This is a genomic window from Serratia sp. JKS296 (genome assembly GCF_900215445.1).
GTDB lineage: Bacteria > Pseudomonadota > Gammaproteobacteria > Enterobacterales > Enterobacteriaceae > Serratia > Serratia marcescens.
This window is the reverse complement of sequence record NZ_OCMX01000003.1, coordinates 1-19,685: the sequence shown is the minus strand read 5'-3', so window position 1 is coordinate 19,685 and position 19,685 is coordinate 1. Positions and strand designations below refer to the sequence as shown.

Genomic DNA, 19,685 nt, shown 5'->3' with positions numbered 1-19,685 from the left:
TCACCAAAAAAAATCCGACACACCTGGATGTGTCGGATATATATCATTGCATATATTATCGAGTTATCACTGATTTTGTGATGGGATCAGGAAGCTGTCCAGCGACTTACCCTGATCTAAGGCATCTTGAATTGGTCGCGGTTTACGGCCAACGCCTGACCAGTAATGCATTGCACCGTCTTGCTCATATTGATATTTAGGTGCGCGTTTTACGCCGGTTTTGGATTTCTTGCTCGAACCGCCTGATGATTCAATACCCAACAGCTCACTAGGGTCAAAACCTTCTGATTGGATCAGCTGAAGCAGTTCCAGGCGTTTCGTTTCACGCTCAGCACGTTCTTTCTTTTCACGCTCAGCGTCTTCGCGCCGTTCTTCGATAACGATGTTCAACTTTTCTTGCATTTCGACCAACAGATCGAAGTCAGTTTCACGCGCAAATGCGCGTACTGAACGGATGTTAGACAAAAGACCTCTAACTTTGGTGTAAGTGTCGTTCTCGCTCATCACTTCCCCTTAGATTTTTTAGAAAACTCGAAGCCCAGCTTACCTGTGGCTTTATCCTGCAACACCAGCATGGCGTCGAACTTTTTACCCGCGCTACTGGTGAAACCTTTAATCTCGCTTGATTTGCCTTTCTTGAGGATGGTTTCAACCTGATTTGTTGTCAACTTTTTCTGTGCTACCGTTGACCAGATTTTAAAATCACATCCCGTACAGGCAAAGAGTTTTGGCCGAACCATGATCTCGTTATCGCAGTTCGGGCATTTCTCGGTGAGTCGAGGGATTTTACCTTCTTCCCTTTTCTCGCCTTTAATTTCGCCTACATTAACGTCTTTAAGTTGCTCAGTCAAAAATTCATATAAATCGTTTACGAACTGATCAACAGTTAAGGCACCCTCAGCAATCTGCAATTGTTGCTCAAACCAAAGTGCGGTCATATCAGGCTGCGTTGCCACTTCCGGCAACGCATCGAAAAGCGCCAAACCGGTGTCGGTGGGGATCAGCTTCCCTTTTTCAACAGTGATAAAGTTGCGTTTCTTCAACGTCTCAATAATCGTGGCGCGGGTTGCCTCAGTACCGATTGAACCGTGCGCCTGATCGTTGTCCTTGTCCTTTTCTTTAAGCAGCTTCTTAATCTCGGGGTTATCAACAAAATCAGCGATGCGTGTCATCGCCGAGATTAAACTGGCTTCATCAAAAAGTTTTGGCGGCGTGGTTTCTTTCTGCTGAACGGTAGTTGAATCGCAACTCCCATTCTGGCCGACCTGCAATTGGCTGACGGTTTCAAAAGCCGTTTCAACCGTGTCGTCCTCTCCCACTTCTTTCGGCTCTTTCAAGTACGCCTCAAAGCCCGGATGCACGTCCTTAATCGCTCGGTATGTGAAGGTATGGCCGTTAGCTTCAATGCGCCCTGTAGCCTCCTGGAAGCGCTTAGGCGGCATGAATTGAATAAGGTACTGCTTGGCTATGGCCGTATAAACATGCCGCTCATCGACGCTCAGTTTGTCCAGGTCAGGGACGTTATCAGTCGGAATGATCGCCGTATGAGCTGTGACCTTGCTACTGTTAAACGCCTTGCTCTTGCGGGTGGTGTCTACATCAGCATCAGCAAAAGCGGGACTGGCTTTCAATGCGGCCACCACGTCCGGGGCTTCGGTAAACTGCTCATCGGACAAATAGGCGCAATCAGAGCGGTTATAGGTGATCGCCTTGAATTTCTCACGTAATCCCTGCGTGACTTCAAGCGTTCGAGCGGCAGACATGCCGTGATCGCGGTTCATTTGCTGCTGTAGCTTGCTCAGATTAAACGGCAGCTTTGGCGCGGTTTCTTTGTCCTTAACCGATGCCTCAACCACGCGCGCCGCTTTACCGTTCACCGCTGCGGCCAGCTCGTCCACATAGCTTTTCTGGAGTACATGCCCTTTTTCATCAACCGGGGCGTCTTCCGGGAATTGCAGGCGCGCAGTCAGGCTACCGGCACCGAATGTAAACGAGCCATCGAGCATGTAGTAATAGGACTTACTGTGCGCCTTATTAGCACGCCAGCGCCGAACGATGAGCCCCAGCGTTGGCGTTTGGACACGACCAACCGACAGCACACCACGATAACCCTGAGATTGCGCCTCAATACTGTATGCGCGGGTTGAACTTAAACCGTAAATCTCATCCCCGACGCTGCGGGAAAGCGCCTTAAGGTAATCACCGTGAAACTCTTTATTGTCACGCAAATCAGCTAACGCTTTTTTAACGCCTTTATCAGTGTTGTCGTTAATCAACACGCGCTTTACCGGCTTATCGCAGCCGCTATAAATCAACAGCTCATCAACCAATAATTGCCCTTCGTCGTCCGGGTCGCCAGCGTGAACAATAACGTCAGCTTGTTTAATCAAGTCGAGCACTTTGGTTACATGCTCAACCTTATCCGGCGCAATTTCATATTGCGGTGGATAAAGCTTTAAAGGTAAATCATCTTTGTTCCATTGTTTATACGCCGGGTTATACACTTCCGGCTGCACCGTTTGTAAAACATGGCCGAACAGCCAGGATACTTTATCGTTACCGCAATCAATATATGCGCCTTTGTGGTTACCGCCGCCCAGGGCAGCAGCAATGTCTTTAGCTACTGCCGGTTTTTCTGCAATAAAAAGTCTCATATCAATTATCCTTATTCAAAATCAAAATTATTTTTTCATACAATCACTTTGTACTAAAGACTGAATCTCACCCGCTGCCGCAACAATAATTTCTCGTGCATTATCTTTATCAAAAGCGTTAATTATTATTGATAGCTGATCGCTGACATACCCTGCTAATGCAAAAGCTTCTTCATTGTCATCGTCCCTGCTGATATTGAAGTGGTCGTTTATGTCATCGTATTCCGGAAAAACAATCAGTAAAGACCTGCCTTTTGTACGTTTTCTGTATTCAGTAACCTGACGGCCTACGAATTCTTCCGTCATGTAGTCTTCAATTTCCAACGTATCGTATTTAGGATCCATTTTTAATCATCCAGCTGAAGTGCGCCAGTAGCAAAGGCAGCTTCAACAATTGCCGAAAGCTGATGTGTTGGCATGTAATTTTTGTAATTAATCCATACTCGCTTGAATTTTCCATCCACTTCCACCACGCGCTGTCTCCGCTCATTACAATCACTGTCAATCCATACTCCGTTAAACAATGGTGAACTCTTGTTTTTGAAATAGATCTCTTGATCTTCATAAGTCATGATGCTCAACATCTTGGCAATATAACGACAAACAAGAGCAAAATGTTTCACTGAACCGTCTTTATCTTCAAAATCAATAACACCACCTTTTTTTATTTTGAATTTCCCGGATGTCATTATCAATGCACGGTATGGCTTAGTAGGGAAAGTCCATGTTGCATAAAAGCTATAAAGCCCTCGTTCCTTTTCTATCCACGCTTCCGCAACGAAACAAGACTCACTACCATCCAGACAAGCTGAATAGCGAGGGGGCACACAAAATGAATCGCTGTCGTGAGAAATAGGCTGCGTATATTTCCCAAGGATGAAAGTGTCACCGACTTTCATATCCCTGATTGAACGCTGAAACCAGAGTGGCATACGGCAGTAACGCATAAAATCATAAACCGTCAGTATTGAGCTCGTTTTCATAATTTACTCCATTTATTAGCCATACGGGCACACCGGAAACGTTAGCCAGCTTTCAAGCAAACACTCAGATTCTGGTTCCCAATAAAAGTAGTATCCCGATGTATGAAACCAGATAGGGGAGCCGTCAATCTCGCCTATCTGGTCAGCACCCTTTTTCAACTCATCGACATAAAATTCCGGCTCACGGGAATCCATAAGATTCTTTTCAACTAGCTCAACACGAGACAGAGAATCGATTTCTTGCCGCAAGTCTTCTGGATCAATAACCTCCCCCATTTTCGTATCGATGCCAAAGGAGACATTTTCCCCCGTCATTGTTTTCTGAATGAATTGATTCCACATTCGCTCATCGAGACTGACAACATGCTCACAAATGCATCTCAAAAATGATGATTTCATACATTCCAGCTCAAACGCGTTAAAACTGGCATTCAAACCGTTAATATTTACCATTGGCACGATTTTAGACAATTCAACTACTGCATTGCGTACCCTTTTAACTGTTAAGCTAGCAGTAATATCATTGCCCGCAGACGGGAGGTTATGAAGGACTTCTGATAGGATCAGAACCGCCTTATTAACGGTTTTAATATCTAACCCCAATTCGTTTCTAACCAAATAGCGAATTAATTCAAAACCGCTTCGCCCCAATCTAACACTTGCTTCGGATTGACGGTTCAACCTTTTAAGCACTTGGCGATCCAGTTCCATAACGACCTCACTTAAGTAATCGAAAAGGGGATATCTAAATCGATGAAATCCAGCAATCGGCTACCGGAGAGCATCAAGATTTTAGGGTGGTTGTTAACAAGGCTTTTAGAACCACTCGACGTTCGCCCCGTGTGGCAGAAAATACCCCTGCACTGAAACACCTCGATCAGCTCGATAAAGTCCTCTACATGGCGCTTGTTGATTTGATTGCTATAACGCTTGGCCTGGATGAAGTAGAGCTCGCCATCGTGCCAAACTTTGCCGTCAATACCGCCGTCACCGGAGTAACGTTTATTACGCTGGATCTTGAAGCCACGGCGCTCAAAGACTTCGAGTAACAATTCCTCAAACGTGTACGGGTCAATCTTTCGCAGATACGCCAGGCGCTGCCCTGGATGCGGTATCTCGCTGAGTTTCGCCAATACCCGGCCAGCCTGGCGGATCTTGCGTCGGTGCCGCCGCGTTCTGCGCCGCCAGGACAACCAGGCGAATAACAGCAACACAGCCAGGAAGGCTATGGCATGGAGTAAGTGAAAGTTCATCGTTGCATTCGCTATCAAAAGTGGTGGCGCCGGCGCGATGGCCAACGCGAAAATGACAGTATTTCCTTCGCCTGGTCAGCTGCAGCTGAGAAAGGTTTGCTATCACCCCATCATCAGAGCGTTATCCACAAATCCACATGAGCGAAGCCAGAGAGCGGAGAGGCCAACCAGCCACCTCCGCGAACGGGAGCGCCCTGATAGCCGGAGCAAGGCTATCAGGGGCGATTGTGGAGTTCGTGGATTAACGCGGGGCATCACCAGTAATACGTTTCGCCTACCTTCTTCCCGTCGATATAGATATCGACGTAGTTTTGGCTCCGGCACCCTGGCGGGTAATGGTTCCCGTTATTGATAATGCACAGCTGATCACGTTTGAACTCGGCGGGCTTGGTTTCGTACTTGGTACACCATTCATCACCGTGACCACGCGCCCAGCTCACACATTCTTTCCGCTCGGGAAGCCATGCGCCTTTACCCATGCTGGCGTCGCCGCTGCTCCCACTGTCCACCGCACAGGAAGAAAAGCTCGGCAGTGGAGACTTACCCTTCTTGAGCCGCTTTAACATCGCTGAATGCGCACCGCCACACCCATCAGGAAAACCACCGGGTAGGCAAAGCCAGATAGCGCATTCATCCTGTGATGCCGCATAAGCGACTTTAGGCGTAAATCCAGACATCAAAAAAAGGGCGGACAAAGCCAACCCTGCAAGCAAAGTTTTCATTTTCACCTCTAGATATATTTGCTACTGAAAGGTATTTAGCGGGAGAGATAAATATCCGTATTTCGACCAGACCAACTGTGTTCGCTCTTTTGATATCTGATTACCCCCTTAGCACCGTGCGTGCGCAGCCACGATTTAGCATTGAAAAAATCATCGGCATTATTGGCCGTCACCATAACAAACGGCGAATGAACCACTGCATAATAGACGTCTACGCCATACGGCGTATCGGTTGAAAAATTTCGGATAACACGCGACCATTTCCCGTCTACATGTGGTGCCGGGTTAACAACATAATTTTCACGCCATTCCGGCAGCGTTCCGTTCATCGCTGTCGGCGTCTTATCCCAATCAACAGGCGTCGGAGGCGGCGGAGAAGAACACCCTACGAGAAGCCCCGACACCAATAGCAATTTAATCAGCTTCATGATTATTCCTCACTTAATTTAAAACAGCTCTGCTTCCAGTTCGCCTAATGAGAGCATGATTTCTTTTGATGGGTAGTTGAGGCCAGGCTTACCCACAGCCACGCCTTTGTTAAGATTTTTTACTTCATGTTCAAGCTTAGGGGAGACAGAAATCAGTCTATCCATAAAGTAGTGGTCGTTAAAGTAGAAAGCCTTATTACACTTAATCGGGTTTTCACCTTTTAGAAGTATAAATTCTTCATCAAACTTCAATGTACCAAGCTCTTGTGGCAGCACTAATGCACGTTGCGCATCTGATTCTGATTCCCCTCGGGTAGTCGAGCTTTTCGCCATGCTCCGGCTTTTCCCTTTGTTTTTTACCGTGGTATAACCCAGCTTTGCAGATACCTCATCGGCATCTTCTTTTTCACTGACCGCATAAATCACGCGGCACGGGTGGTTAGCCATCAACGACTTCGCACCATACAAACCATAAATCTCGATAAGCTGGGCGATGTTTTGGTAAATAGTCAACAGCTTTAACTTGAAACCCGCAATAAAGCCGGACGCTTTCTTGATGTAATGCATCGCGCCAATTGATGGGAACTCATCGAGCAAAAACAAAACATCGTTTTTGTTTTCCGGTACAAAGTCGGGGTTTTCTCGCATACTCACGTCGATTGCAAAGTTGAAAAACAGATTTAAGAATGAGTCCGCAATCTTTGCATCGTCCGCGTTAACACCGATGTAGATAGTGATTTTCTTTTTGCGCAGTTCGCGCAAATCAAAATCGTTGCGATCAGTAGCTGCGCGAAAAAGCGGTAGCGTAAACGAATCGAGTTTTTTCTGGAATGTCTCCTCTGTACTGGATTTTGCCTCCCCCTCAGCCTCAAACAATTTTTTTATTTTGTTGAGTGCGTCGGTGATGACGTAGGTATCGTTCATGTTGCCATCAGCAAGCGTAACCAGTTCTTCCCGATCGCTCAGTAATGCCTCCTGGTCTACGGCATAGTAGAGGTCAAGAACCGTACCGATTGAAAACACAGGTTTTACACCGATGTTTTCAAGGTACTTTTTATCATACTTGATAAGGAAGTAGAGCAACTCTGTAAACCCTACAAATACCCGGCTCGCAGCACTGTTAAAGTGGGCTTCAGGCCCGGTCAATCCGATTGACGGCCAACATGTTTCCGCGAGGTTCTTTAAATAGCCCGCTCCTTTCTCCGATGCGAGATCTATATAAAAAAGCGGGTTAAATCCGTGGGTTTTACTGCTGAACGGGTCGAGCAGGTAGACTGAGTGACCTAGCACACGTTGCCGGAACTTGCTGGTTATCATGTAACATTCTTGCTTCGGATCCAGCACAATCATCGAGTGAAGCCAGCTCAATAGGTTCGGTATTACAACAGCCGCCCCTTTACCGGCGCGCGTGCCTGCACCCATCGAGATAAAATCAGGAGCAATGTATCTAATGAGTTTGCCTTTGTATCTGCCGATGATAACGCCGCCTTTTGACTCGTCCCCCCAGGTCACAACCTTCGAGCGACGAATATCAGACTCTGAGGCAAACTTTGCATCGCCGTACAAATTGCTCTTGGTTTTATTCCCGGACAATAGCGCAACGGCAAAAAGAATCACTGAACCAAGAAACCCGATCCCCAATGCCTTAATTGCGCTTAGACGAATATCGAAACGAATATTATCACCGGTCAACACCTGCCATAACATGCCAAATCGATAGGATTTATATATTCCTTTAACCCCGATACCGTTTAACGGGTAAACGGCAACGGTAGCTATCATCCAGACAATCGGCAGTGAAACAACGATGAGAAATATCCACTGCTGCTTATTAAAAGATTTCATCTCGGAACCTCTTCTGATACGCCTCTTTATCGGCGTCCTTGAAGTAAATTTCCCCGATCCGCCGAACATCCCCCTCAACCTGGATACTGGCTATCACGTCAATACAGTTCAAAACCTTGCTGAGAATGACGCTGTACGGCAACATCCGGCATTCGCTGTTCTGATAGCAGCGCTCGATTAACCCCATAATGGCCTCATACGGATCGCCTGAGTGCTGGCTTGTTATCGCGCCCTCATGTCCAGAGGTGGTGATTTTTAAAAAGTCCCACGCCTCTCCGCCACGAATTTCTGTTTGCAGGATGCGGTCGGGGTTCATCCTGTAGTTGGCTCGCAACAGCGAGCCAGACGTCACTATTTCGTCATCACCATTTCCTGACTCACTTGGATAATATAGATGGGTGTAGTTTTTATGTTTAGTGAATTTAACCTCTGGGTTATCTTCAAGAGTGATGATCCGCAAATCGAGCGGGATGTATTCAATTAACGTTTTTAAATACGTTGTCTTACCCGAACCAGTCTCCCCGACAAATAATATTGTTTTCCCGTACTCGACACACTTCTCCATAAAGTTAGGAAAGTCTTTATCTTTGTACATGGTCAACAACATTTTATTTCTGTCACTTAACTTCTCTGCACCAGTCAACCGATTATAAAATCCGGAATCAATGTATTGCTGATGCGGTATCTGCACAGACGACGGTTTTCGAAGTGTGATTGATATTGTATCCCTCTCGCAAGCAGGCGGGAGAATAATCTGCCCCCTTTCCCCCGATTCCAAGGTGGCCGATAAAATAGGTTTTAGACTACTGATTGAATCACCATGATAATTAGCTAATCGACGAGCGAACTTTTCACATTCAACAAAGGGCAACTCAACTTCATGACGTTCCCACTTACCGCCAATTTTTGTAAAAAGCTCGTTGGGGCGATTAACAGCGATTTCTGTCAACCCTGGAAGGTCTAGAAACTCGCCAAACATTTTGTTTTTCTGATACTCAAGGCTTTCATTCTTTGCCATGTTATCCCCGCTTATACTGCAATCGGTAGATTTTTGAGAAGTCGATATCTCTGCCAGTGACCAGCGTAATGATCTCACCCTGATTTTTGTAAATCGTCGGTGGGATATTGACGCTGTTTTCAAACGCGGTTTTCGCCATATCGGCAAACGCCTGACGGCTGTTTTCCGTGTAATCGGTATTGCGGTCTTTTTTACCGGCGCTGTCTGTCGCGGCATTCGCAATATCAGGGATGATCCCCAGCATCATCGCCCCAACAAACCGATCGAAGAAATGCGTATCAACCCAGCCGTCCATACCCGCTTCGCCGAGCTCACCCGCTGCCGCTGTATCAACCAGCGGGATATCCAGGAACGGCTTCTGTTGGGTTCTCAGCTTGGTCGCAATGACAAACGCGCGCGCCTGGCCGTGGCGAAGCGTTCCCGTCTTGTAGACCAATGTCGCCACAGTGCCTTTATCGAGCAGCTTGGTGTTCTTACTGGCGCTATACACATCTTCCGTCAGCTGACATTGCAGTTTACCGGCGACGTCCGAAATAAAGCGGCGAGTTAACGCACACGGCAACGAGGTGTTCTCCGGTAAGTAAAGGTCTGGGTTATACGGTATACGCCGTACCGCCTCTAAAGCCCCCTCATCGCCCTCAGATGCCGCGTTAGTGTCTGTGCCTTTAGACGGTACAGCCTCAGCTTTCTCGGCGTCCTCTTGCGTCTCCTGCTTGCGGCTAGAGCCACTCGATTGACTTGATGAGGTGTTATCACTGACGACCGCCAACGCCCTGGAGAATGTGATAGGTGCCGGTGCGCCAGGTGTAGCGGCAGCGGCTTCAGCACCAGGTGTGCTCTCTGCCGACTCCGCTTTCGGCGGCTCTTCTTGCTTGAAGGGGTCAACACCCTGACCGAGATCGCTACGCCGGTTAACGCTGCTTTCCGTGGATTTTACGGTTTCTGGTTTATCCGTATTATCCGGCGACTTGTATTTTGAATAGATTTTAAGGCCGACGACCGTGGCAATTATCAGCGCCAATGTGATGAAAATCAGCCCTTTTAACACCCGGTCTTTTTTGCTTTTTTTGAGCTTAATAACTTCCGGCTGGTGAGTTAACACCTCTTCTTGAACATCGTTTTCCCGCGATTCTCTTTCCTGTCGCTCGCGTAACTCCTGCTCTATTTCGGCGACGGTTTTTTCTCGCTGTTGCGTTGGTGAGTTATCAACCTTCGCTTTTTCTTCTCTTTCCCTTAATTCTTGTTCGATTTCATCAGGCCTTTTATTTTCGTTACTCATTATCAACCTCCACGCGCTCGACATTTGGTGAAACCGTCGAACCATCTTTCACCGTAACCTTCCCAAAGCCTTTATTGACCAATCCAATAACTGCATTGCCATAACGCAAGACAAAAGATGGATTGGTTTGCGGGATCACGATGACTTTGTAATTCCCCTTTTGTTTAATACCTGGGTTGGTCGCAATTTCTTTCCCATTGGAATACATAAACGCGGCAGGCAGCTTTTTCACCGGCGAAAAACCGATATAGGTAAACCGACCATCATCATAGGCAAAATCAGGCGTGATCATGCCGCTGTCTTTACCAACCTGCATGTAGTATTCCCAATTGCGCGGTGCCTGGGCGTTAGCCAGGGCTTTCTCTATGCGCTGGTTCTCTTGTTGCTGCTGTAACTCTTTTAACCGCGCAGCTTCCATTTTTGCGGCTTTAGCGCGGGTTTCCTGTGGGTAGGTATAGCTGACCACATAGGAGATCGTTCCCGATGGCTTACCGGCCTCCTGAACATGCAGCTCGACGCTGTAGTATCGTTTGGTCGTGACGATAAAGAGGTTCGTCACCCAATCCTTACTCGTCGGCTCAAACACCTGGTTAACCTGCTGGCCGTTCTCGCCAGGAACCGGCTGAGCGATCGGAACAGCCCGGATATAGACGCGATTAGCGTCATGCTTAATATCCCAGCCTTTTTCCATGCCTGGACGGGCATCAAGCACCGTCTCTTCATCGTCAAACACCAGGGTAGAAAGATATCCGACACCGGCAGTGATCACCGTCGTGTTAGACGCGTTATAGCTGACCTGCTGCATTCTGCTGTCATAGCCTCGGCTGCTTGGCGAAACAGCCGCACCGGCCGTTTGCATCAGCAAGGCACTACTCAGCACAAGCGCGATGGTTCCAGATTTCATCATGGCGTCACCCCGTTCTCTTTTTCGGCTTCATAGCTGGTCACAACAAAGCCGAGCTTGTTGATTTCACGCTGTTCCTCAGTGAGATCCTTGGTCGGCACATAGCGGAAAGTGATACGCGCAACCCAATATTCTTCGCGCTCCATACCGGATTTAATGTTACGGATGGTTTTCTTAAATCGGATGGTTGCCAGCAGATCAGGTTTTGTCGCTTCGGTGATAAAATCTGAAATCACATTGATTCGAACTGTGTTATCAGCATTGTGATAAATCACATCAGGAGCGTTCTTGCCATTAAATACGGCGAGATACTCTTTATTCACATCATCCGAGTTATAAGCTTGAACACGGTTATAGTCGTCTTGCAAAGAGAAGTAGTTATACCGCTCCCGAAGTTCGATATAATTTTCGGCGTTTACTTTATTGGTTGCCAAATCCCCGGAGATACTCTCTTCGGTAAATTCGCTCACCTTACTAATGGTTCCTGCTGCCTTATCCAAAACGTAAAGGCTGACTTTAGTCTCTTTCAGCGGCAGCAGGATAAGAATGGCGACTATCGACAAAATGGCGATAAGCACACCGACAGCGCCGATAAAAAAACCTACTTTTTTATCACGCTCATCCCGCTCCATGTTTTTTTTCTCAAACCCCTGAGCGGCTTTTATTGTCTTTTCGATATTAGACATTATTGATTACCTCCGCCGAATTAACAGGAACCAACTCACCGGATGCCGAGGGCGGCAACGGTGAATTTGAAGCACAGCCAGCTAAGACGCAGATAAGCGCCATGACAATGAGTTTATTCATGTGAATTACCTAATTAGATTGGGAATTGCTGTGAAACAGATGAATGAATATCAAGACGCGCGTGAGTTGTTTCGCGCAATAACCTTTTGTACGACAGCACGACCAACGCGGCCAGCTCCATAGCCCGTCCCGGCAGAAAGGCCGGAGGATTCTCTTTGCTTCCAGGAAGTACCTTTAGCCCCTTCGATGGTTCCGCGCCCAGCGTTGACCGTTCCCCGCATAACACCGCCAGCGGCTTTAGCAGCACCGAACGTCCCACCCATAATGCCCATAGCCATCGCACCTTGTACTGCCCCTTCAACACCAACACCGGCTATCTGAGAGGCAACCTTGGCTGATATTAAAACTACAAGGCCACAGAATGCCCCCGCAAGGCCAGCCATTAATCCAAGAGTCATCAAGTTAGAATCAGCAGCTAGAAGCGTCATCTTATCGAGCATTTTTGTTAAATAAGTGATTGCAGCACCTAAAGCAAGCGTTGCAAAAAGTATCGTGAGGATTGAAGAGAAGACTGATTGCAGCCAGTTATTGAACATTGTCCTTAAGAAACCAAACATCAGGCAAAAAATAAAAATTGGAGCTGTTGTAGTTAAAAGCAACAATCCAATTTCCGCAGACATGAACACGAAAGACGTTATGATCAAAGCAAAGGCAACACCGACCAATGTAAATAACGCCCCCAATCCCCCATCTACTTTAACGTAACTAGATGGATCAAGTTCCATTAACGTAGAAGCGATTTTTTGAGCGCTAGCCCATATTTTGTCTAAATAAGCCCAAATATCTCCCTCACCACTGAACCCTGTTTTCAACCCCTCAATTGCACTTATACTCAAATCTAAATAACCGCCACCGTTATTAACAAAAACGATAATCATAGCCATTTTCACAACATCATAAGCCAAGTCTTCGGCTGGACGTTGATTTTTACCGGCCATGATCTGATAACCACGCACTAACATATAGAGCGCCACTGACGCTTGTATGATTACAGAAATCATACTTGCGTAAGTAGCCATTTTACCCGAAGTTGCTGATTGGAGAATTTGCTCTATATATCTGTGAGTGGATTGAAAAAAATCAGAATCCATAATCTCACTCCAAAAATTAAGGGGCTAACGCCCCTTTTACTTCACTTTTTATCCGAAGATAAATCACCGAACGTAGGGAGTTTAGCGTCGCGCTGTTTTAAACGAAAATTAGCATCTTTGGCGTTTCGGCAATTTTGCGTGTCATCACCGGACACTTTGCAGTCTTTAAAGACTACGGCTAATTCGGTTGGGTGCTCCATATACCAGTCAACACTCTTAGCCTTATCTTCACAACCGGCAAGTAAAAATGCCACACCGGATAAAAAAATCGCAATCCATTTACTCATCTACAACCCTCCAAATCGTGGTGATTTTGCGTTCGTTTGCTGCTGCCGAAACGCTTTCTCGCGTTTCTGTTGCAACAGCTTATCACGCTGCTCCGATGCCTTCATGTTCATTTCCCACTGATTTGAGAGCACGTTGAGCTGGACGCTTTTTGCCTGGATGGCATTAGCCAGGTCTTGCGATTCTTTCGAATCCTTCGAACCGGCGATGCGGCTTGAAAGCGAGGCGATATCATTCAGTGCCGTGTTGATCTGCCCCTGCACCTCAGTGGTCTGTTCAATCGCCCACGCCTTATTGACCGTTTCTTGCTTGCAGATATTGATGTAGCTCTGCGCCTGCTTCACGTCACAAATATCGAAGTCTTTATACTTATTATAAAGACTGTCCAAAGCCCCAGCTGGGGCGCTGCTCGATGTCAGCAGATCATTGAGACTGATACCCTGCTTTTGAAGGTTGACGATATCGTTTTTAAGACTTTGCCCCTGCGCCACAAGCGCCTGAATATCACGAAGGCCGGTGGCCGTCATCAGCTGGTCTTTGTAAGCCTGAATCTGAGAACGGTAGTGCTGAGCAGTTTCCATCCATTGCCGCGCCTCAGTAGCCCACTGTTTAGTATTCGCAGCCATCGCCGCAGCATCGATTACAGGAATGCCGCTGGCATAAACAGGGAGGGAACCACTCACAACAGCAGCCATAACAAAACCAACGAGTAATTTACGCGTAGTCATTTTAATCACCTTCTATAGAGCCAAGTTAAGATAAGCATCGAGCCATTGCTCCGGCTTCATGCCCGGTTTGAAAATAGAGTCAAATATTTCGAGATTATCTTCGCTGCCGCTCAGGACTTTTGTATAAACGCCAAGACAAGATAAATCGAAAGAAACCAGTGCCGCGAACTTCTGAACATCACCTTTACGCAACGCCGTTTTAACGATTAAAAACTGGCGTGACTCCGGGTCTATATTCTTGATTATTTCAAAATGCGCGGGGTCAACTTTCGCACCTTCAACATACTCGGCATAATCTGCCTTTGGGTTTGCCAAATAAATATCAGTGGAAGTCTGCTCAAGCGTCGCCTTAGAGATCTTGTGTTTTAACACCTCATCTAAGGATTGCGTTGCAAAAATCACGATACCGTTTAACTTACGGATGGTTTTTAGCTTGTTATATACAAAGTCAGCAAAAGCATCATTTGCCAACCACTTCCAGAACTCATCAAGAATAAGAACCAACCGGCGGCCATCTAACAAACTTGTCACCCGGTAAAGCAGATAGAAAGCGATCGGGGAGCGTGTATCCTCATCATCGAGGAACTCCGTGCCATCGATACCGAAATTATCAATATGGCTAATATCAAACGAATCTTCATCGTTATCAAAAACCCAACCAAAATCGGCACCTTGTTTCCACTGCGACAAACGAATGCGCAATCCGTTCTCTTGTGCCTGCACGGTAGTCGGCTCGTTCAACGTCTCGAGAACGCGAGTTATGCCATAAGAGCGTAATTCCTTTGGCAAGTCCATCACATCATCGACAGCCTGGTATAAGTCGATTTCCTGCCTGGCCGTCAATATCTCACCACGCCGGGTGACGATGAGCTTCATGAGGTTTTTGACAAAAACCCGATTACGCTTCGTTGGCTCCAGTTTAAAAGGGTTCCAACCTGTAGGCTCGCCTGCTTTGACGCGGAAATATTCGCCCCCAAGTGCACGAACGTTGAGTTCAGCCCCGCGGTCTTTATCAAAGAAAACGGTGGTAAGACGTTTCGTTTTAGCCTGTGGAGAGAAAGATTCGGGTGCCCGGTATTTCTGCATTGCACACGACAACAAACATAGGAGCATGGTTTTACCTGAACCTGCTGTGCCGATGATCTTGGTATTCCCTAAAGTTTTTCTATTGAAATCATCCTGCCCCATCATGGTGTTATGAACATTCAGATAATACGGTGCCTGGCTGTTGGTTTTAGCAATAACAATCGCTTCACCCCACGGGGTTTTATCCCGCTTACCACTCATCACAGAATGAAGTGAAGTGAGTTCAACGAAGTTCTGACTACTCACCGGCACCAGACGAGGCCGTAAATGGTATACACCCGGCAATTGAGCGCAAAAAGCCGCTGGCAACGACAACGTTGAGAGCGTCACGATCAGGCCGATATCCGTCAGCGTCGAGCGGATCTGGTTGGTGTCTTTAATCAACTGTTCTAGCGAATCGGCATAAACCAGAAGAGAATAGTGATACAACCCAAAACTGATATCGCCGGAAGTCAGCATACTTTTGGCGATTTCAAGGTCTTCCTTCTCTTCTACAGCGTCGTCCTGCGTACTACTCAGCCGTTTTTCCTGATCATGTATGGCTTTTTTGGCCTCAGACTTACTCATGCTGGTAAACGACTGAGTTAGCACATACTCAACGGGCTCGTAGATAAGTGAATCCAACAACCCTGGCTCAGTTAATTTTGTAAACCCTTTAATTTCAATGGAGCGGAAATATCGCCGGGAGTCAAAATTATTAACTTGCGCAGAGTCAGAGCTAATAAATACGTCAGAACTACCAAGGAGCTCATAAAAGGGTGTGCTAGTGACCAAAACATCCTGCCACGCACCAGTAATGAGATAGTTGTAAAAACTCAGCTGCGAAGAATAGACTCGGTTGTTTTTTTCAAAAAGCCCCAGCGCTTTAGGCCGATAACGCTGCAACATGCTTTCAACAGAAGAACGTAGCTCATTCATACGCAGTATCGCGTCCTGTTGCGTTTTCTTTTTGAATTTGTCGCCCTTCGTCTTTCTCTCTGCCTTTTCCTCCTTATTAAAAGGGATATAGCACAAAGTTACATAAATTCGGGTCTTGTAGAAGGGTTTGGATTTTATGCCCCCATAAAAAAGAGAGGATACTTTATCAGCAAATGGATTACCCGAAGGCGAATCAAGGTCATCATAAAATTTACAACGTGGTTTATGTACATAGAAAGTCACTGCCTCGCCCGAGTAAGAGACAATGCCTTTATTAAGTTGAGTAGCCAGCATATCCAAAACATCTTGCGTTTGGCACTCAAACGGCTCACCGTCAACTTCCCACGTTGCCACTAAATCAGAACCGCGATTTTTAATAATGGATTTATCTACGTGTGACGAATAGGGAATGATTTTTTCTAATGGTGCTCTCTGGTTTAACTTCATAGCTTCTATAAACTCCGTAACGTCCACGGCATCATAACTTTGGCAACTGATCGTTGAAACACCGTAGAAATTATTATTGACTGAGTTCCCTTTGGTTTTTAGCCAAAGAAGCATCAGATCGAAGAAATGCTCGTCCTGTGATGTTTTTCTTCGCATGTATATAAAAACGATGGGGATCAGCACCCATAGGAACTTAGTAAAAACCAGACCAGCCATGAAGAGAACAAAAAAAACTATTAAAGCAGGGGCAACAGGCACCCCTATTAATAGCGGAGGTCTGGTTAGCGCTTTAAAAACGGTAGCCATAGTTACCCCTTGCCGATTTAGGAAATGACCAAAGCCACGAATTCGGAGATACCAATCACGATACCAGCACCAATGATGACGTTTTTCATTTCCATCAGTGAACGACCATCAAAGAACACTTTAAAACCAACCCAAAGACCAGCCAGGGTTGCAGTCGCGATAGCAATGGTATGTAACCCCGCAATGATCGCATTCAGCATCTGATTTACTTTTTCAAAACCGTTGGCCGCGTTTGCATTGACGCTCACGGAAACCAGGGCTAACAGGACAGCAGTATTAAAAGCAGACAGGTGTTTTTTAATAAACATGGAATTTCCTTCAATTTTTAGACAGTTGTATATCACCACGAATCAGTCGTGATGGATAAATGATGATTGGTGAATTAGAACGTGACTCTTTAGCCTCTATTTCCTCTTTCTTTACTTCCCCCTTATCTTCCTTAGTGCTAGGCACAGAAAAAGTTTTCCCTGGTGAGTTTTTGTAACCAATACGTTCAACGTAACTCGTCTGATTAAACTCAGACTCTTTCTTTTTCCCAGCATCAAAATTGCCGGTGTAGTAGCAGCTCAAAGCGTTCTTGAGCGTTTTTCCCCTGGTGTAGCAGTCGGTGATGATTTTCTCGAAAACAGAAAGATTTGTGCATGGGTCGAATAGCTTCTCAGCATCAACGTTAAATTGCTTAAAGTTAGTGCTCGTTATTTGCATAAGTCCGACCGAGTAACGCCTTTTCTTTGCCTCTATTGCCTTGACGATAGATAAAGCATCGAATTTATTGCTCGGCATATGCGATATGACGCTTTTCCCGTCTTTCATCCTTTGGCTTTTAGGGATGATTTCCGCAATAGCATACGGATTAAATCCTGACTCCACCCTGACAACATCCATCGCCGTATCAGGGTGCACAGAGGCCGCGCACTGCATCGCAAGCGCGATAAATGTTGTAGATGAAATCACGTTAGGCACTCCAAGTATGACGTTTTATTGAGTAACGAGGACGAAGATGACAGCGAGCCAGAACAGAGCGCACCCAAGTAAGGTAAAATGCCATGCGTATCTAATCAGAGAATTCATAGAAACCCTCTCAAACAGAAGATTGATTACTTTATATTTAAAAAATTCAATTTTTTTTAGACGTGCCTTTATCGCTGGGTTTATAAATCACCTTGAATTTATTGTTATCGATAATGGGTTTATCGTTAATGTTCTTGCAGTGAATTAAATCAATAGGTGATGAAACGGCCAAACAGATAATAGCTTTAGGTTTGTTTTCCATTGCGATCGCCCTCAAAGGCTTTAATAATATCGTTCTTGGCCTTTTCCCCATGCAGATCGATTAGATACTGGAAGAATTGCGCCGTTGTTATTTGCTTACCGGTCATAAATGAAACTTCAATTGCCAGTTTTTCTACTACCTGTTTGCGGGCAGCGCCGACATAGACAACGCCATAAGCCGTAGACGGTTTTTTAATACGTTCAAGACCTTTATTCGATGACATGGATACTCCTGATATAGATGCAAAAAAGCACCGCTGACGGTGATCAGCGGTGATGAATAAATACGTGATGGGAGTAAAAACTAATGGGCGTTTCTTACATACCCGTCCAGAAAGCTGATGAGAGAAGCCATTCGGTTTACAGGCTCGCTTTGCCCGTTAATTTCTTCCAGTTTCGCCATAAGGTCATCAGGCACATTACTGTAGGAAACTGATTGGTCACTTTGATCAACTTTCGCAAACTCAAGGTTCCGCAGGCCGTCGATAACAGCTTCCGGTAAAGGCCGCACTTGGCCACCAATCTTAACAAACTCATTCACACCAATCAGCTGCGTGATTTTGGTGGTGTGGACGACCTCTGGATCGAAGTACACAAACAGATATGCAGGAAACAACGGGCGCTTATTGATTCTCACGCTCGTCTTACTGTCTGCTCTCTTCGTAATGACCGTGAGCTTAGGTGTGTAATGTGTGACCGACAAGCGTTCGAACCCAGCCAGGATTTGCTGGTACGCTTTCGGGCTGTGGTAAAGCAGAAACCAACCCTTCATTTTGAACCTCCTTTTCCACGCTGACGCCCTGAGCGATCCAGGTGGATTCTCAAGGCTTGCGCAAAAAAACAATCACTTACACTATGCAGACTAAGAAATTATCATGACTAGTGCTTTATGTGCGGTGGTTCCCTGGTGAAAAAACCGCTTAGTCCATTAGCTCTTCTAATTATTCCATCTTTCCCTGGTGATGGCTTACAACTACAAACGAACAAGTGAACTTAAAGTTGCTTGCTTATGTAGTTCTAACCCATATGTTAGACTAATATAGATTTAAGTCAACCATTGGTTACTCATAAACAGTTTTTACCAACCTATGGTTGAACTATTTAGTGTAAAAATCTTCGGAAAAGATTGTTTTTACTGATAAAGTAAACTTTACAGTTAGTGTCTGTACAAATTTTCAACATCGAAATCAATGAGAGGCTTCATAACATCGTGATGAATAACAACAAAAATTGGATTAGCGATCTTGTGGCAAAAATGCTCAGCCAAAACGGAATACCAGAGAAAAAACACTCGATGCATGTTGGGCATGTACTAGGGATGTCATCAACGGCAGCAGCCAAAAAACTATCAGGAGGGAGCGAGTGGCGTGTTCAACAGCTGTTAGAGGTCATACACTCTATCGGTATGACATTGGACGATTTCTTTCGGCTCCACTATCAAGAACAATCAAACAAAGATATAGAGGTTCATGACGCGATATGGTCAGATGGAGATATAACTGAGCAATGCAAATATATATTTTCCAATAAGGGGAACATCCCAACAGACTACTCAGCAGTAAAAATTAATGACGTATGGCACGTCGTTAAAACTAAAAACATTCGTGATGATGTTCTTAATGAATCTAGAATGAACATAGAATTAATTGAGATAGCACC

At 45.9% G+C, this 19,685-nt stretch carries 22 protein-coding genes; 1 reads left to right on the top strand and 21 read right to left on the bottom strand.

Annotated features, from left to right (window positions below; genetic code table 11):
• Nucleotides 1–66: 66 nt before the first annotated feature.
• From CRO23_RS24530 to CRO23_RS24430, 21 genes are all read right to left on the bottom strand, one after another.
• The gene (locus CRO23_RS24530; RefSeq protein WP_097103360.1) at nt 67–504 is read right to left on the bottom strand and encodes an H-NS family histone-like protein; all 438 of its coding nucleotides are present in this window, start codon (nt 502–504) and stop codon (nt 67–69) included.
• On the bottom strand, nt 504–2,654 hold the full coding sequence (locus tag CRO23_RS24525) for a type IA DNA topoisomerase (protein ID WP_097103358.1): 2,151 nt from the start codon (nt 2,652–2,654) through the stop codon (nt 504–506). Before CRO23_RS24525 ends, CRO23_RS24530 begins: the two co-directional genes overlap by 1 nt.
• A gap of 27 nt (nt 2,655–2,681) precedes the next feature.
• Complete coding sequence (locus tag CRO23_RS24520; RefSeq protein WP_255253535.1) at nt 2,682–2,999, bottom strand: hypothetical protein; 318 nt, start codon at nt 2,997–2,999, stop codon at nt 2,682–2,684.
• Nucleotides 3,000–3,001: 2 nt separating this feature from the next.
• Nucleotides 3,002–3,637 carry a hypothetical protein gene (locus CRO23_RS24515; RefSeq protein WP_097103356.1) on the bottom strand — a complete coding sequence of 212 codons (636 nt, stop codon included), beginning with the start codon at nt 3,635–3,637 and terminating at the stop codon, nt 3,002–3,004.
• 15 nt (nt 3,638–3,652) lie between these two features.
• Nucleotides 3,653–4,348, bottom strand: a complete 696-nt coding sequence (locus CRO23_RS24510; protein WP_097103355.1) for a hypothetical protein — start codon at nt 4,346–4,348, stop codon at nt 3,653–3,655.
• An 11-nt stretch (nt 4,349–4,359) separates the two neighbouring features.
• Nucleotides 4,360–4,890 carry a restriction endonuclease gene (locus CRO23_RS24505; RefSeq protein ID WP_097103376.1) on the bottom strand — a complete coding sequence of 177 codons (531 nt, stop codon included), beginning with the start codon at nt 4,888–4,890 and terminating at the stop codon, nt 4,360–4,362.
• A gap of 254 nt (nt 4,891–5,144) precedes the next feature.
• On the bottom strand, nt 5,145–5,612 hold the full coding sequence (locus CRO23_RS24500) for a conjugal transfer protein TraL (protein ID WP_255253534.1): 468 nt from the start codon (nt 5,610–5,612) through the stop codon (nt 5,145–5,147).
• Nucleotides 5,613–5,647: 35 nt separating this feature from the next.
• Nucleotides 5,648–6,040, bottom strand: coding sequence for a cag pathogenicity island Cag12 family protein (locus CRO23_RS24495; protein WP_255253533.1), 393 nt, complete (start codon nt 6,038–6,040; stop codon nt 5,648–5,650).
• Between the two features lie 18 nt (nt 6,041–6,058).
• On the bottom strand, nt 6,059–7,885 hold the full coding sequence (locus CRO23_RS24490) for a type IV secretory system conjugative DNA transfer family protein (RefSeq protein ID WP_097103351.1): 1,827 nt from the start codon (nt 7,883–7,885) through the stop codon (nt 6,059–6,061).
• Nucleotides 7,872–8,903 (bottom strand): P-type DNA transfer ATPase VirB11, encoded by a 1,032-nt coding sequence (gene virB11, locus CRO23_RS24485; protein ID WP_089197850.1) that lies wholly within the window; start codon nt 8,901–8,903, stop codon nt 7,872–7,874. The genes CRO23_RS24490 and virB11 overlap by 14 nt, the downstream gene beginning before the upstream one ends.
• Nucleotide 8,904: 1 nt before the next feature.
• On the bottom strand, nt 8,905–10,182 hold the full coding sequence (gene virB10, locus CRO23_RS24480; RefSeq protein WP_097103350.1) for a VirB10/TraB/TrbI family type IV secretion system protein: 1,278 nt from the start codon (nt 10,180–10,182) through the stop codon (nt 8,905–8,907).
• A complete protein-coding gene (gene virB9 / locus CRO23_RS24475) occupies nt 10,175–11,086 on the bottom strand; it encodes a P-type conjugative transfer protein VirB9 (RefSeq protein WP_141398644.1) in 912 nt (303 codons plus the stop codon). The genes virB10 and virB9 overlap by 8 nt, the downstream gene beginning before the upstream one ends.
• Nucleotides 11,086–11,772 (bottom strand): virB8 family protein, encoded by a 687-nt coding sequence (locus CRO23_RS24470; RefSeq protein ID WP_060452218.1) that lies wholly within the window; start codon nt 11,770–11,772, stop codon nt 11,086–11,088. The genes virB9 and CRO23_RS24470 overlap by 1 nt, the downstream gene beginning before the upstream one ends.
• Before the next feature lie 171 nt (nt 11,773–11,943).
• Nucleotides 11,944–12,984 carry a type IV secretion system protein gene (locus CRO23_RS24465; protein WP_097103346.1) on the bottom strand — a complete coding sequence of 347 codons (1,041 nt, stop codon included), beginning with the start codon at nt 12,982–12,984 and terminating at the stop codon, nt 11,944–11,946.
• 41 nt (nt 12,985–13,025) lie between these two features.
• Nucleotides 13,026–13,271, bottom strand: a complete 246-nt coding sequence (locus CRO23_RS24460) for an EexN family lipoprotein (RefSeq protein ID WP_097103344.1) — start codon at nt 13,269–13,271, stop codon at nt 13,026–13,028.
• Entirely contained in the window at nt 13,272–13,997 is a 726-nt protein-coding gene (locus CRO23_RS24455; protein ID WP_097103342.1) for a type IV secretion system protein, read from the bottom strand. It abuts the gene before it with no gap.
• 12 nt (nt 13,998–14,009) lie between these two features.
• Nucleotides 14,010–16,754, bottom strand: a complete 2,745-nt coding sequence (locus CRO23_RS24450; RefSeq protein WP_097103341.1) for a VirB3 family type IV secretion system protein — start codon at nt 16,752–16,754, stop codon at nt 14,010–14,012.
• 17 nt (nt 16,755–16,771) lie between these two features.
• A complete protein-coding gene (locus CRO23_RS24445; RefSeq protein ID WP_097103339.1) occupies nt 16,772–17,062 on the bottom strand; it encodes a TrbC/VirB2 family protein in 291 nt (96 codons plus the stop codon).
• 10 nt (nt 17,063–17,072) lie between these two features.
• A complete protein-coding gene (locus CRO23_RS24440) occupies nt 17,073–17,708 on the bottom strand; it encodes a lytic transglycosylase domain-containing protein (protein WP_097103338.1) in 636 nt (211 codons plus the stop codon).
• A 302-nt stretch (nt 17,709–18,010) separates the two neighbouring features.
• Entirely contained in the window at nt 18,011–18,250 is a 240-nt protein-coding gene (locus CRO23_RS24435) for a hypothetical protein (RefSeq protein ID WP_097103336.1), read from the bottom strand.
• A gap of 80 nt (nt 18,251–18,330) precedes the next feature.
• A complete protein-coding gene (locus tag CRO23_RS24430; RefSeq protein ID WP_060452212.1) occupies nt 18,331–18,798 on the bottom strand; it encodes a transcription termination/antitermination NusG family protein in 468 nt (155 codons plus the stop codon).
• 441 nt (nt 18,799–19,239) lie between these two features.
• Here CRO23_RS24430 and CRO23_RS24425 point away from each other — a divergent pair.
• Nucleotides 19,240–19,685 (top strand): helix-turn-helix domain-containing protein (locus CRO23_RS24425; RefSeq protein WP_255253532.1); only part of this gene is annotated, 446 nt, incomplete at its 3' end.